The organism is Mycobacterium sp. URHB0021, from assembly GCF_054057895.1.
The window spans coordinates 3,191,628-3,205,084 of sequence record NZ_JBSRZT010000002.1 but is presented as its reverse complement, the minus strand read 5'-3'; the positions used below and the strand labels follow the sequence as shown (position 1 = coordinate 3,205,084).

Genomic DNA, 13,457 nt, shown 5'->3' with positions numbered 1-13,457 from the left:
GGAATGACCCGCGGAACACCGACTGCGCCCCGCGGGCGCGACCTCATGATCCGATTGTCGCTCCCCAGCCGTCGCTTCGCCAGCAGACCCAATCGATCTCGACCAGAGCACCGGCGGCCAGCCCGGTGACGCCGACGCACGTTCGTGACGGCTGGCGCTCGGGAAACCAGGTCTCGTAGGCCGCGTTGAACGCGCCGTAGTCGGTCCAGTCCATCAGGAACGCGCGGACGGACACGACGTCGGCCAGCTGTCCGCCACACAATTCGGTGACCCGTAGCAGGTTCCGCAGCACCTGATCGGTCTGGATCGCGACGTAGTCACCGACCACGGCGCCGGTGACATCGGTAGGCATCTGCCCCGTCACATACAGCGTTTGCCCGGCGGCGGTTGCGTGTGCGAACGGCGCTACCGCGGGCGGCACCCCCTCGGCAGGAGTGAATTTGAATGCGCGAATTGTGTTGTCGCTCACCCCGATACTGTAGACCAACATGTCTAGACCATTGGTGACGGGCGTCACCGAAGTCCCTTTGGTGCTGGTCGATGGCATCGGCGGCGGCTAACTCGGCGCCGGCGGTTGTGATGCGGACAACTACCACTGGCGATTGTGAAGAGATCTGTTGCCGCGCGCGGATGTTCGCTTTCCGCCGACGGAATCAAGCCTCGATCTTGATGGTTGAACATTGAGACGCGCGTCCGAAAATCGATCGAAAAATGAGAAGTCGAGAAGAAGGCATCAGCATGCACAAGTTCGGAATTGCCACTCTAGTTTCCGGCGGATTGGCCGCCGCCGTGATCGGACTGGCCGCACCCGCCGCCGCAGCCCCCAGCGGCCCGGGTAATGCCCAGCAGACCATCAGCCAGCTGCAGTCCGAGGGCTACAACGTGATCGTCAACCGCGTGGGCACCACGCCCCTGGATCAGGCCACCGTGGTGGCTGTGCGCCCCGGCCAGACATTCAGCCGCACCGACTCGGGAGCTCCTGGTGACACATTCGGCACCACGGTTACCGATAAGACGATCTACGTCGACGTGAAGTAAACGCAGGGCAGAAGACAAGGGGCCGTCTCATCGGGGCGGCCCCTTGTCGTGTGTAACGATGCAATTCCGAGCACATCGATGCGCTCAAGTGACGGGATCGCTAATGGCAGAAGAATTGACGCACGACGCTACCCTTCGCGAGGTCTCGACCTCCGCGGGAATGCTCCGCTATCACGAAGCGGGCCAGGGCGCTCCGCTCTTGATGCTGCACAGTTCGGGACCCGGTGTGACGGGCTGGCGAAATTTCCGCGGAATTCTCGGCACGTTTTCTCGACATTCCGTTGCCCCGCCCTGGTGACCGAGAAGTCATCGGGGAGCGCTGGGCGCTGGCGACGGACGCACCGACTTTGGCGAGCGCCCGCCGGATGTACAGCACGGCCGCGTTCCGTCAGATGTCGGAGGCGATGCACGCCTCCGACAGCTGATGCCGTGGGCGGTGATGCACAGGGTGACGGCCCCGACGTTGCTGACGTGGGGACGCGACGACCGGGTGAGTCCGCTCGACATGGCACTCATCCCGATGCGCATCATCCCCCATGCCGAACTTACGTGTTCCCCAACTGCGGGCACTGGGCGATGATCGAAGCGAAGCCGGCGTTCGAGGCCTCCGTGCTGGCGTTTCTGGGCCGTGACGACTGGCCCCGCGAGTCCGGTTCCGCTGATCGGGACGGCGGGACATGATGGCGTCCGGCGGAGTCCACCATCTCTTGGACAGACAGACAGACAGACAGACAGGACACACCAAGGCCGACCCGGTGATCGACAGGGTGATGGGGATCGCCGACCAGTTACGCGATGGGGCGGCCGAGGCCGAGCGGCTCGGGCAGCTGCCCGACCAGACGGTGAAGAGCCTCAAGTCGGTCGGGGCGATCAGACTGCTGCAGCCGAAGCGGTACAACGGGTTCGAGGGGCATCCCCGCGAGTTCGCCGAGACGGTGATGGCGGTCGCCGCCCTGGATCCCGCGTCCGGCTGGAGATGCGGTGTGGTGGGTGTGCACCCCTACCAACTCGCGTACGCCGATCCGAGAGTGGCCGACGAGATCTGGGGTGCCGATACCGACACCTGGGTCGCGTCGCCCTATGCACCGCAGGGCGTCGCGCAGCCGGTGGACGGCGGTTATCTCTTCAACGGCCGCTGGCAGTTCAGTTCTGGAACCGACGCCTGCGAGTGGATTTCCTGGGCGCCATGATCGGTGACGCCGACGGCAAGCCGCTGATGCCAGTAGATGCTACACATGATTCTGCCGCGCACGGATTACGAGATCGTCGAAGACTCCTGGAATGCGGTGGGCCTGCGGGGAACAGGTTCCAAGGACATCATCGTCTGTGACGCGTTCGTTCCCGAGTACCGGACGATGAACGCGACCGAAGTGATGGACGGCACCGCACAGCGCAGCGCCGGGATGACGGAGACGCTCTACCTGATGCCGTGGTCGACGATGTTCCCGCTGGGCATCACCGCGGCGGTCATCGGTATCGCCGAAGGTGCGTTGGCCGCATACCTGGACTATCAGCGTGACCGCGTCGGCGCCGCAGGCACGGCGATCAAGGACGACCCGTACGTGATGTTCGCGATCGGCGAGGCGGCCGCCGACATCAACGCGGCGCGCCAGGAACTGCTGGCGAACGCCGACCGGATCTACGACATCGTCGACGGGGGCGCGGAGGTGTCGTTCGCCGACCGGGCCGCAGGCCGCCGCACGCAGGTGCGGTCGGCCTGGCGCGCGGTGACGGCGGTCGACCAGATCTTCGCGCGCTCGGGAGGCAACGCGCTGCGGATGGACAAACCGCTGCAGCGGTACTGGCGCGATGCACACGCCGGACTCGCGCACGCAATTCATGTGCCCGGCACCACCTTCCACGCTTCAGCGCTCAGCTCGCTGGGCATCGACGCGCAGGGCCCGCTGGCGGCCATGATCTGAAACGGCGACGAGGACAACCACGTGACGGACATCAAGAGCCTCGGCTACATCCGGGTTCAGACCAACGACATCGACCGCTGGCGCACGTTCGCATTCGGCCTCGTTCGGCCTGTCCGATCTCGGCATCAAGGGTGGACTCGTCACTGATAGGCATGCGCGCGTGCTCGACGCCGTGGCAATTCCATCAATGGGCTGTACGCCGCGGGTAACACGATGGCGGCCGTCACCGGCCTGGCCTATCCGGGCGGTGGGAGGCCGATCGGGGCGTCGATGTTGTTCAGCCATCTCGCCGCCAAGAACATGGCCGCACGGGTGAATGGACACCGTCGGGGTTAGTGTCCACTCCACCCTGCAGGCTCATCGAGGAGACGCATGACTGACCGGCCGCTTCGTGTCATCCAGTGGACCACCGGCAACATCGGGCGGCGTTCGCTGCACGCGATCATCGGCCGCGACGACATGGAACTCGTCGGCGTGTACGCCCACGGCAAGGACAAGCTCGGCCTCGGCGCCGCCGAACTGGCGGGCCGCCCGAACCCACCGGCGTCACCGCAACGAACGTCATCGACGCGCTGATCGCGCTGAAGCCCGACGCGTGCTGCTACAACCCGCTGCGGCCGGACATCGACGAGTTGGCCCGGCATCTCGAGGCGGGCGTCAACGTCTGCTCGAGCGCGGCCTGGATCACCGGCCGCAAGCAGACGCCGGCAGATCTGGAGCGCATCCGAAAGGCATGAGAGAAGGGCAAATCGACGATCTTCGGCAGCGGCGCGCATCCGGGCATGACGCGCATGGTCGGCATGGTGCTCAGCGGTTCTTGTGAACGTGTGGACGAGATCCGCATCACGGAGTCGGTGGACTGCTCGACCTACGAATCGGCGGCAACCCAGACCGCGATGGGGTTCTCGCAGGACCCCGACGCCCCGGGCCCGGCCGAGAACGTCCGGCGTGAGAGTGAGGTGTTCGCCGAATCGGCGGCGATGATGGCTGATGCGATCGGCGCCAAGCTGGACAAGATGACGTTCGACGTGACATCCACGGCCGCGACCGGCGACAGCGACCTCGGATTCATGCAGATCCCGAAGGGCACCGTGGCCGGGGTCTACGGTTACCACCGCGGCTGGGTCGCTGAGAAGAACGTTGTCAGTGTGGGTTTCAACTGGATCATGGGCGAACACGTCAAACCGCGGAAGCCGCTGGAGCACCGCCATGTCATCCAGGTCTTCGGCATGCCCAACATGCGCACCGTCGTGCACTGTCTGCCGCCCAGGGACTGGACCGAGCCGGGCTTCATGGGCCTGGGCATGATTTACACGGCGCTGCCGGTGACCAACGCGGTGCCCGCCGTCGTGGCCGCCGGGCCGGGCATCGTGACGGCGGCCGACCTGCCGCCGGTCACCGGGCGCGCGGCGGTATAGCCGCGGTCGGCGGCATCGATCCTGTGACGCCTGCCGAGGGCTCCTTCTCGACCTCGGTGTGCAGGAAGCGGCCGTGGGTTTCGGGCAGAAACGCCAAGCCGATGAACGCGATGACCATCAGGGCCGAGATCACCGTGGCCGCCATCGCGATGTCGCCGTCGAACCATCCCGTCGCGATGGCGCCGGCCACGAGTGGGCCTGCGGCCGTGCACAACCGGCCGATGCTGTTGGTGACGGCCATCGCCGACGCCCGCACCGACGGGCCGAACAACTCGGGAAAGTACACCGCGGTCCCGGCGAGTACGCCGAAGACGCCGAACCCGACCACGGGAAGCAGCCACATGTACATGGCGTAGGTGTCGGCGAACGGATACAGGATGCACACCGCGCCGAGGCCGATCACCAGGCTCATCACGAACGTGTTCTTCCTGCCGATCCTGTCGGCGATGAAACCCCAACTCGCATAACCGACTGCGCCACCGATATTGAGCATCGCGGTACCCCAGGCGACGGCCGTCACCACGTCGCCGCCTGCCGTGTCATGGCCGACGACGGCGCGGATGCTCTGCGGGGTCCAGGTGGTGACGCCCCAGAACGCGAACAGCGCACCGACACAGATGACCGTGCACGCCATCGTGGTCCGCAGCATCGGCGGGGTGAACAACTGGGCCAGCACGAAGCGGTCGCTGCTCACTTTGGCCGACCCGGCGGCGCGTTCGGCCTTGCGCCTGGCCCTGGCCGCCTTGACGTCGGCCATGCTCTCGGGCTCGTGCACGTTGCGCCGGATGAACAGCACCAGCAGCGCCGGAATGAGACCGAAGGCCATGGTCCACCGCCAGCCGAGGTGCCCGACGAAGTTGTAGACCGCCGCGGCCACCAACGCGCCCAGCGCCAGCCCGGACATCATGACACCGCTCGCCTTGCCGCGGTGCTTGCTGCTGGCCCACGCCTCGGCGACCAGTGCCGCACCGATCGGCAGTTCCACACCAGAGCCGATGCCGGCGATGAAGCGGAACGTGACGAACTCGGCGTAGTTGACCACGATCACCGAGAGCGCGGTGAATACCGAGAAGAGCAGGACGCCGGTGATCAGCACCCGCACCCGGCCGACATAGTCGGCGACGACACCGAAAAAGATCGCCCCGACTGCCCAGCCCGTCAGGAACACCGTGACGGCAAGCCCACTGTGGAAAGTGGAGGGATGGCCCAGCAGTTCGGTGGTCGCGGGCCCGGCGACCTGGGTGAACAGGCTGTAGTCGAACCCGTCGAGCGCCCATCCGAGCGTGGTGGCGACCAGCACGGACCACTGATAGCGGCTGATCCCGCCGTGCCAGGTGGATGCGGCGCCGGGGTTGGCAGTGCTCATCGTTGGCTCCTTTGCCAAATGCTTTCTTGCTCAGAGAGTTTCAGTGCGCAGCGATACTTCAGTTTGTCGCTGCGGATTCGCCGCGGCGAAGCGCGCCGACCACGAGCCGGTCGACGCTCAGTTCCAGCGCCTGGTCCTCGTCGAGGTCGCGGCAGGCGCGCAGCATGTCCTTGATCTCGGCGTGAATCCGCGGATTGCGGGACCGCAGCGCGTCCACCCGGGTCCGCACCTCCTCGGCGAGCGCCTCGGCGGAGTCGACCACTTCGGTGACCAGACCCAACTCGAGGGCACGGGTCGCGCTGATCCGCTCACCGGTGGCGGTCAGCCAGAACGCCTGCCGCTCCCCCACCAGGCGCGGTAGCCACGCGAGCACGAGCGCGGGCGCGAGGTCGATGCCGACTTCCGGGAACCACAGCGATGCACCCGAAACCGCCACCGCTACATCGCAAGCCGCCAGCAGGCCGACACCGAAGCCCGCGGCGTCGCCGTGTACCTCGGCGATGGTGACCAGCGGCGTCGCGCGCAGCGCGCGGTGCAGGCGCACCAACGTCTGGGTTTCGGAACGCAGATCGCCCGGCGTGCTGCCCGCCCGTTCCCTGCCGAGGCAGAACACGTCGCCGGTGCTGCGCAGGCGCAGCACGTGCGTACCGGCCGGCGGGGACAACAGCAGCTCGGTCAGCTCGGCGCACAGTTCGACGGTCAGCAGATTGTCGGGTGGCCGGTTGACGAGCACCTCGAGGACGCCGTCGGTGGAGGTCGCGTCCAGTTCGCCCATGTCAGTTCAGCCGATCCGTCGCGACGCCGCCGTACCAGTCGACGTCGTCGGGTGCGGTGCGGATGGTCACTGCCCGGACATTGGTGAAGTCGTTGAACGACTCCCAGCCGCCTTCTCTGCCGACACCGCTGTCGCGAACGCCGCCCCACGGCGAGGACGGGTCGAGCCGGTGATGATCGTTGACCCACACCATGCCGGTCTCCAATTGAGCCGCGACGCGATGGGCCCGCGCCACGTCGCGGGTCCAGATGGACGAGCCGAGCCCGAAGGCCGAGTCGTTGGCCAGTTCGACGGCCTGCGCCTCGTCCTCGAACGGGATGGCGACGACCACGGGACCGAAGATCTCTTCGCGGGCGACGCGCATCTGGTTGGTGACGTCGGCAAGCACCGTCGGCTCGATGAAGAACCCCCCGGGCAGCCCGGGGACCTGCGCCGCGTGTCCGCCCGCCGCGATCCGCGCACCGTCACCGGTGGCGCTGTCGATGTAGCCGAGGATCCTGTCCTGGGCCCGCCTGGAGATGACCGGCCCGAGTTGCGTCGTCGGATCCGCCGGATCACCTATCCGGATGGTGGCCGCCACCTTGCAGAGTTCGTCGACCACGTCGTCGTAGATGGTGCGCTGAATCAGCAGCCTGCTGCCTGCGATGCAGGTTTGGCCGGCTCCGACGAATCCGCCGAACGCCGCGCCGCGCGCGGCGACGTCGATCGGGGTGTCGTCGAAGATCAGCACCGGTGACTTGCCGCCCAGTTCCAGGGTGGCCTTGGCGAACCGCTGCGCCGTGGCAATCGCGATGGCCCGACCAGGCTCGGTGCCGCCGGTGAAGACGGCCTTCTTGACCAACCGATGGCCGGTCAGCGCGGCGCCGGCGGTCGGCCCGAGTCCCGGGGTCACGTTCAGCACACCGGCCGGGATACCGGCCTCGAGCGCGATCTGGCCGAGCATCAGCGCGGTCAGCGGGGTTTGCTCAGAAGGCTTGAGCACCACGGTGTTTCCCGTCGCCAGGGCAGGCGCGAGGCTCTTCGAGGCGATCATCATGGGATGGTTGAACGACGACAGGATGCCGACGACGCCGAGCGGGAACCGGGTGGTGTAGGAGTGGTAGTCGCCGCGCATCGGCACCACCGACGTCCGGTCGGCGAGCAGCAACGCGGCGTTGTACCGGTACCACTCCGACAGGCGCGTGATCTGAGCCTTGGTCTCGGTGATCGGGCGGCCGTTGTTCATCGTCTCGAGGTGGTAGAGCTCGGCCATCCGCGAATCGATCCCGTCGGCGAACCGGTTGATCAAACGCGCGCGGTCGTGGATCGGCATCGTGCGCCACGTCCCGTTGCGGAATGCGTCGTGTGCATTGCGGACCGCATCGTCGATGTCCGCTTCGCTGGCGCCCGATACTTCGGTGAACACTTCACCCGTCGCGGGGTTGGTCACGGGGATCGGCGCCGCACGTCCCTGCACGATGCGCCCGCCGATGAGTAAACCGGTGGGCAGCGGTGCACGCTGGTCTTCGCCGCCGACGAACGACGCGGTCACAGTCATTAGTTAGATCCTCTATCTGTATACCAATTATCACTACCGTACACAGAAGACGCTAAACCGATGCAGTTCGGATCGCAAGGGATACGAAACGGCCGGGATAGACTTCGATGTGCCCGGGACAACCCGCCAATGTGGGCCAACCGGCGTCCGGACGCGGGCTGGCTAACGGCATGAAAGAGGACAGATGGTCAACGAATCGGCGGCCGCCCGGGTCGCGCGTGACCTGCGCCAGCGGATGCTGAGCGGGGAACTGCCGCCAGGCGCGCGACTGTCTCAGCAGAAGATCGCGGGGGAATACGGCGTGAGCCGGATGCCCGCCCGCGACGCGTTGCAGGCACTGGCCAGCGAGGGGCTGGTCGACACCCACGCGGCCACGGCGGTGGTGCGCAGGCTGTCCGTCACGGAGCTCCAGGAGCTCTACGAGTTGCGCGAAGCGGTCGAACCCCTGCTCACCCGCATCGCCGTGCCCAACGTGGGGAGGGCGGAACTGACCCGGATGTCGGCGTTACTCGACCGGATGGAGGCGGACCCGGCGCCCGCGGAGTGGATGGAATGCAACACCGCATTCCACGCGCTCGTATACCTGCAGGGCAATCGCCCCAGGATGATCCAGATCACCGAGCAACTGCGGCGGCTGACCGACCGCTATCTCTACCTGCACGTCGGGGTGTTCGGCGACAAGGCACACCTGCACGAGGAACACCGGCGCATCTACGACGCCGTGAGCCGGGGCGACGCCAATGCCGCCGCCGACCTGACCCGAGCGCACCTGGCCACCTCGCACGAATTCATTCTGCGATTCCTGCTCGACAGCGAACACGAAGGCGAATTCACCGCTCCCGAGTCCGAAAAGACCCGCGCCGAAACGTCTTTCGGCATCGTCGGCGGGGGTCTGACCGGTTAGAGAATGCGGCGCGTCAGTACCTGAGGCGGTCGCCCACCACACGCACCTCCGACAGCCGTCCGGGGTGATGTGCGGCATAGATCGGGTGCATCAGCACCGGATGGCGGCAATGGGCGCAGGAATGCCGGGCCTCCTTGGCCGACGAGAACGCCAGGTGGTGACACGCGGCGCACCGGACGACGTATGCGCCACCCATCCAGTTGAGAAGGCCGACGTAGATCGCCGCCGTGGTGGCCAATCCCAGCACCACGATGAGGGCGATTGTGAGCTCTTCATAGATCGTCATGATCAGTACCTCCAAACCAATGACGGCGGTGCCGCACGGTACTACCCCGAGATGAATACCTCCCAGAGAACATGTTTACCCGTTGTCGATGCATTCCTCACTGTGACTGTCCCACAGTTGATTACAAGGAACCTTTCATTATCGGATCGTGCTCGATCTTGGATCCTACGCCTCGGAGGGCCTGCGCGGCCCCGGCTGAGATTCTTTTGTGATCGGGGTTTGCTCCGGCGCCCGCTGCCAGAGGCGCCGGCCCAGTGCGTCCTTGCCCGGACCGTCCACAATCGGCCAACGTCGCCCCGCGGCCGGCCATCACCAGTAACAACGCCTCGCCGCGGCCGCGCGCCTCCGGCCCCCTGCCGTGGGACCGGTCGAGGTCGGTGGCCACCAGGCGCACCACGCGCGCCGGCCACGCGCCCCGGATGGTCGGCGCAATCCGGGCGAAATCCAAGGCGGTGCACAGGCGCTGCGGGTCGATTGTGCGCGGCCGCCCCAGTGGCCGTGGGATGCCCTGCTGACGGATCATGCCGTCGGTGAGCGCGACCCGGCCGCCGAAACCTTTGTCAGGTCATGTGGTTCGGTACCCGCCCGCATCATCGCCACGATCTCCTCGGGCGATCGGTGGGCGTAGTCGGCGACGCCGATCGCGTTCATGCGCTTTGCGGACAGCCGTCCCCGGAGCATGCGCCCCACCAGACCCGCCGTATTCGGTTCGGCGTAGCTGACCGTATGGATAGCGACATCACGGACCCCGCCACTTCTCGCACACGTCGCGAACTCATGGCGTTCGTCGAGTGCCATCTGCGCCGTGGACGTCACAATCGCACGGCTGGCCCAGGCTCGCCGCGGCTAGCGCCCATCACCATCGGCGATGTGCACGACGACTCCGACAGCACCAGACCCGACATGGATCGACAACACCGGGCCCATGTCGGTCACGGTCAGTGACTCGATCTGGGGCAACCGCGCGGTCAACGCCGCGCCGAGTTCATCTGCGCCGTCGTGGTTGTCGACGTGATGCACCACGATATTGGCTCGTCGCTCACCCATCACTTCGGCGACGCGATCCACCATCGCCGCCCTCGCCTTGGTGACCGTTCGAATCCGCTGATCCAGCACCAGTCGGCCGTCGATGTCGAGACAGAGCAGCGGCTTGAGCGACAGCGCGGTACCCAACCAGGACGCTCCCCTGCCGATCCGGCCACTGCGCCGCAGGTTGTCCAGCCGGTGCACGACGATGAACGCATAGTTGCGCGTGACGGCAGAACGCGCCTCGGCCTCAACGGCGTCCAGGTCGGCACCCGATACCGCGGACCGTGCCGCGGCCAGTGCGGTGAACCCGACACCCATGGCCGCCGCCCTGGTGTTCACGACCCGAACCGACGGCCCGAACTCTCTGGCCGCCTGAACCGCCGAGCTGTACGTGCTCGACAGCGCAGCCGAAATGTGGACTGCGACAACTCCGTCGCCGTCGCTGTCCTGCATGGCCTGCTGATATGTCTCCATCAGCTCGACCGGCGTCGCGCCTGCCGTGGTGACCCGCGGCAGTTCATGAATGTCGTAGGGCAATTCGTCGACCCCGTCGCGCAGGTCGGCATCATCGACGAGCACGTGCAACGGCACCTGCCGGATATCCCACTGTTTCAGCTCGTCGACACCCAACCGGGAGGACGAGTCGGTCACCACCTTGACGACCACCGCTAGGCGTCCGAATCTCCGACAGCTCCGGGGTCCGATGTCGCCGCCGTGGCGGCTCCGGGGTCCGATGTCGCCGCCGTGGCGGCTCCGGGGTCCGATGTCGCCGCCGTGGCGGCTCCGGCTTCGGCGAGTCCCTTGAGCATCAACTCGGCGACGGCCTGGTGCCCTTCGAAGTTCCAGTGGATCCCGTCGGGGTTGCCCCGACCGCTCATCACGTACTCGCCGACCGCGGCCTTGAGATCCACCAGCGGGATCCGATGTTGCTCCGCCCAGTCGGTGATGGCCTTGACCGTTCCGGCGCGACCCCGGTGTGACCTTCCGTAGGCCTCGGCAATGTGCACTGACGGCAGCGAGGCGACGATGGGGATGCCCGGACGATTGAAATCAATTGCTCCCCTGGTCATTTCGAGATACTCGGCGCTGAGGTGCGGCGGTAACGCGGCAGGTGAGACGGGCGAGAGTCGCGGCTGCAGCCAGCCGTAGGCGTCACGTACCCAGCGCCGCAGCAACGGTGGACGCACGTAGCGGATCAGTTCGCGCAGGGCGGTGGGCAGCGGGGACGGCAGTGAGTCCATCCCACCGGTCGCGAAGATCACCGCTCCCGCCCGCGGCAGAGCGGCCCAGGCCCGCGGATCCTGGGTCGCTGCCCACCACACGTCGCGGCAGGTCCACCCGATCCGTCCGATCAATTCGACGTCCCAACCCAGTTCGTCCCCAACGATATTCGGCCATATTCGCGGATCATCGGACGGCAGGCCACCGGTCGGTCCGTAATACGACAGGGAGTCGCAGAAGATCAGCAGGGTGTGACGGGTCCCCGATTCACAGGACATCGTTGGCGACCTGTGCCGAGGCGTTCCACACATCGAGGCGCCACCGAACGGACTCGAGTGGGGCCTCGGCGCTCGAATACCCGGACAGTTGAACCCAGCTCGCGTTGCCCATGCCACCGAAGACGGGCCAGTTCTCGACCGGCAGCCCCAGCACCGCGGCGGTCAGGGCGGCGATCAGGCCACCGTGGGCCACCAGAACCACCGGCCGTTCCGGATCGTCTCGCCCCCACTCGCTCTGCTCGGTGAACAGCTCCTGCAGTAGCGGACGGCTGCGTGCTGCGACGTCGACGCGGCTCTCCCCGCCGTGCGGTGCCCACCGCGCGTTGTCCCGCCACGCCAGCCGCGCACCGGGAGCGGCCGCGTCGACCTCGAGATGTGTCAGCCCCTGCCAGACGCCCAGGTGGGTCTCGCGCAGCCGGGTGTCGACCAGCACCGGCTGCCCCGACCGCTCGCCGAGCGCGACGGCGGTGTCCAGCGCCCGGCGCAGATCCGATGACACGATGACCAACGGCTGCCGCTTCGCCAGCACCTCCGCCGCGGCCACCGCCTGTTCGCGGCCCAGTTCCGAGAGGTCGGTGTCCAGCTGACCCTGCATTCTGCTGTTGGCGTTGTACTCGGTCTGCCCATGCCGCAGCATGACCAGCCGGCGGACCGTCATTCGGCCGGCTCCTGCGCGTCCAGGTCGACCGGCAGCACCGGGCAGTCCCGCCACAGGCGGTCCAAGGCGTAGAAGTTCCGTTCGTCCTGATGCTGGATGTGCACCACGATGTCGACGAAGTCCAGCAGCACCCAGCGGCCCTCGCGGGTGCCCTCCCGGCGCGCCGGCTTGTATCCGGCGCCGCGCATCCTCTCCTCGACCTCGTCGACGATGGCGCTGACCTGCCGCTCATTGGAGGCCGAGGCGATGACGAAACAGTCGGTGATGACGAGCTGCCCGGACACATCGATGACGACGACGTCGTCGGCGAGCTTCGCCGACGCGGCCTGCGCGGCAACCGCCGCCATGGCGATCGCTTCATCGGACGCGCTCATGACTGTCCCTCCGGGTTCGCCAGGCTGGGCGTTCGGTACAGCTGTCGCTTGGCCACGTATTGCACCACGCCATCGGGCACCAGATACCAGATGGGGCGATCCACTTCGGCGCGCTTGCGGCAGTCGGTCGACGAGATCGCCAGCGCCGGCACCTCGACCAGCTGCAGTGCGTCGGCGGGCAGCTCCTTCATCGCCGCGGAGATGTGCTTGCCGTCCAGCTCGTAACCGGGCCTGCTGACTCCGACGAACCTCGCGATCGAGAACATCTCCTCCCAGTTCTGCCACGACAGGATCGATGCCAAAGCGTCCGCGCCGGTGATGAAGTAGAGATCGGCGTCCGGATTGAGCGCCCGCAGGTCGCGCAGCGTGTCCTTGGTGTAGGTCGGCCCGCCGCGATCGATGTCGACCCGGCTGACCGAGAACCGGGGATTGGAGGCCGTGGCGATCACGGTCATCAGATAGCGGTCCTCGCCCGCCGTGACGAAGCGGTGGTGCTTCTGCCACGGCTGGCCGGTCGGCACGAACACCACCTCGTCGAGCTCGAAGCGATCGGCAACCTCGCTCGCCGCGACCAGGTGACCGTTGTGGATGGGATCGAACGTTCCACCCATCACGCCGAGCCTGCGTCGAGATTGCACGAATAGCCAGCTT

At 66.8% G+C, this 13,457-nt stretch carries 13 protein-coding genes and 5 pseudogenes; 7 read left to right on the top strand and 11 right to left on the bottom strand.

Features of this window, described 5'->3' with window-relative positions:
* Positions 1-43: 43 nt before the first annotated feature.
* Positions 44-490, bottom strand: a complete 447-nt coding sequence (locus ACVWWN_RS17955; RefSeq protein WP_457145062.1) for a RidA family protein — start codon at positions 488-490, stop codon at positions 44-46.
* Between the two features lie 248 nt (positions 491-738).
* On the opposite strand from ACVWWN_RS17955, the gene ACVWWN_RS17950 reads away from it, so the two are divergent.
* The 6 genes and pseudogenes from ACVWWN_RS17950 (at position 739) to ACVWWN_RS17925 (ending at position 4,378) form a co-directional block, all read left to right on the top strand.
* The gene (locus ACVWWN_RS17950) at positions 739-1,038 is read left to right on the top strand and encodes a hypothetical protein (protein ID WP_457145061.1); all 300 of its coding nucleotides are present in this window, start codon (positions 739-741) and stop codon (positions 1,036-1,038) included.
* A 103-nt stretch (positions 1,039-1,141) separates the two neighbouring features.
* A pseudogene (locus ACVWWN_RS17945) lies at positions 1,142-1,719 on the top strand (alpha/beta fold hydrolase).
* An 89-nt stretch (positions 1,720-1,808) separates the two neighbouring features.
* Positions 1,809-2,960, top strand: a pseudogene (locus ACVWWN_RS17940) (acyl-CoA dehydrogenase family protein).
* A gap of 21 nt (positions 2,961-2,981) precedes the next feature.
* Positions 2,982-3,107, top strand: a complete 126-nt coding sequence (locus ACVWWN_RS17935; protein ID WP_457145060.1) for a hypothetical protein — start codon at positions 2,982-2,984, stop codon at positions 3,105-3,107.
* A pseudogene (locus tag ACVWWN_RS17930) lies at positions 3,052-3,296 on the top strand (FAD-binding protein); the annotation flags it as partial. The gene ACVWWN_RS17935 and the pseudogene ACVWWN_RS17930, both read left to right, overlap by 56 nt.
* A gap of 36 nt (positions 3,297-3,332) precedes the next feature.
* Positions 3,333-4,378, top strand: a pseudogene (locus tag ACVWWN_RS17925) (NAD(P)H-dependent amine dehydrogenase family protein).
* On the opposite strand, the gene ACVWWN_RS17920 reads toward ACVWWN_RS17925, so the two are convergent.
* The 3 genes from ACVWWN_RS17920 to ACVWWN_RS17910 are packed head-to-tail and all read right to left on the bottom strand — an operon-like array spanning position 4,356 to position 8,056.
* The gene (locus tag ACVWWN_RS17920) at positions 4,356-5,744 is read right to left on the bottom strand and encodes an MFS transporter (protein WP_457145059.1); all 1,389 of its coding nucleotides are present in this window, start codon (positions 5,742-5,744) and stop codon (positions 4,356-4,358) included. The pseudogene ACVWWN_RS17925 and the gene ACVWWN_RS17920 sit on opposite strands and share 23 nt — an antisense overlap.
* Before the next feature lie 58 nt (positions 5,745-5,802).
* Positions 5,803-6,519 (bottom strand): enoyl-CoA hydratase/isomerase family protein, encoded by a 717-nt coding sequence (locus ACVWWN_RS17915; protein ID WP_457145058.1) that lies wholly within the window; start codon positions 6,517-6,519, stop codon positions 5,803-5,805.
* Position 6,520: 1 nt separating this feature from the next.
* Positions 6,521-8,056 (bottom strand): aldehyde dehydrogenase, encoded by a 1,536-nt coding sequence (locus ACVWWN_RS17910; protein WP_457145057.1) that lies wholly within the window; start codon positions 8,054-8,056, stop codon positions 6,521-6,523.
* A gap of 184 nt (positions 8,057-8,240) precedes the next feature.
* Between ACVWWN_RS17910 and ACVWWN_RS17905 the strand changes: the two genes are divergently transcribed.
* A complete protein-coding gene (locus ACVWWN_RS17905) occupies positions 8,241-8,960 on the top strand; it encodes a GntR family transcriptional regulator (RefSeq protein WP_457145056.1) in 720 nt (239 codons plus the stop codon).
* Between the two features lie 13 nt (positions 8,961-8,973).
* On the opposite strand, the gene ACVWWN_RS17900 is transcribed toward ACVWWN_RS17905, so the two are convergent.
* The 7 genes and pseudogenes from ACVWWN_RS17900 to nadD form a co-directional block, all read right to left on the bottom strand.
* The gene (locus ACVWWN_RS17900) at positions 8,974-9,246 is read right to left on the bottom strand and encodes a hypothetical protein (protein ID WP_457145055.1); all 273 of its coding nucleotides are present in this window, start codon (positions 9,244-9,246) and stop codon (positions 8,974-8,976) included.
* A gap of 519 nt (positions 9,247-9,765) precedes the next feature.
* Positions 9,766-10,062 (bottom strand): hypothetical protein, encoded by a 297-nt coding sequence (locus ACVWWN_RS17895; protein WP_457145054.1) that lies wholly within the window; start codon positions 10,060-10,062, stop codon positions 9,766-9,768.
* A gap of 30 nt (positions 10,063-10,092) precedes the next feature.
* Positions 10,093-10,941 carry a DegV family protein gene (locus ACVWWN_RS17890; protein ID WP_457145053.1) on the bottom strand — a complete coding sequence of 283 codons (849 nt, stop codon included), beginning with the start codon at positions 10,939-10,941 and terminating at the stop codon, positions 10,093-10,095.
* 92 nt (positions 10,942-11,033) lie between these two features.
* A pseudogene (gene octT, locus ACVWWN_RS17885) lies at positions 11,034-11,774 on the bottom strand (diglucosylglycerate octanoyltransferase); the annotation flags it as partial.
* Positions 11,764-12,432, bottom strand: coding sequence for a glucosyl-3-phosphoglycerate phosphatase (gene gpgP, locus ACVWWN_RS17880; protein WP_457145052.1), 669 nt, complete (start codon positions 12,430-12,432; stop codon positions 11,764-11,766). The pseudogene octT and the gene gpgP, both read right to left, overlap by 11 nt.
* Positions 12,429-12,806, bottom strand: a complete 378-nt coding sequence (gene rsfS, locus ACVWWN_RS17875) for a ribosome silencing factor (protein ID WP_457145051.1) — start codon at positions 12,804-12,806, stop codon at positions 12,429-12,431. Before rsfS ends, gpgP begins: the two co-directional genes overlap by 4 nt.
* A complete protein-coding gene (gene nadD / locus ACVWWN_RS17870; RefSeq protein ID WP_457145050.1) occupies positions 12,803-13,444 on the bottom strand; it encodes a nicotinate-nucleotide adenylyltransferase in 642 nt (213 codons plus the stop codon). Before nadD ends, rsfS begins: the two co-directional genes overlap by 4 nt.
* Positions 13,445-13,457 lie beyond the last annotated feature (13 nt).

Excerpts from the sequence above, each read along its gene's own strand:
- ACVWWN_RS17955 (WP_457145062.1), bottom strand. The coding sequence starts at position 490 with ATGTTGGTCTACAGTATCGGGGTGAGCGACAACACAATTCGCGCATTC.
- ACVWWN_RS17950 (WP_457145061.1), top strand. The coding sequence starts at position 739 with ATGCACAAGTTCGGAATTGCCACTCTAGTTTCCGGCGGATTGGCCGCC.
- ACVWWN_RS17920 (WP_457145059.1), bottom strand. The coding sequence starts at position 5,744 with ATGAGCACTGCCAACCCCGGCGCCGCATCCACCTGGCACGGCGGGATC.
- ACVWWN_RS17915 (WP_457145058.1), bottom strand. The coding sequence starts at position 6,519 with ATGGGCGAACTGGACGCGACCTCCACCGACGGCGTCCTCGAGGTGCTC.
- ACVWWN_RS17910 (WP_457145057.1), bottom strand. The coding sequence starts at position 8,056 with ATGACTGTGACCGCGTCGTTCGTCGGCGGCGAAGACCAGCGTGCACCG.
- ACVWWN_RS17905 (WP_457145056.1), top strand. The coding sequence starts at position 8,241 with ATGGTCAACGAATCGGCGGCCGCCCGGGTCGCGCGTGACCTGCGCCAG.
- ACVWWN_RS17900 (WP_457145055.1), bottom strand. The coding sequence starts at position 9,246 with ATGACGATCTATGAAGAGCTCACAATCGCCCTCATCGTGGTGCTGGGA.
- gpgP (WP_457145052.1), bottom strand. The coding sequence starts at position 12,432 with ATGACGGTCCGCCGGCTGGTCATGCTGCGGCATGGGCAGACCGAGTAC.
- rsfS (WP_457145051.1), bottom strand. The coding sequence starts at position 12,806 with ATGAGCGCGTCCGATGAAGCGATCGCCATGGCGGCGGTTGCCGCGCAG.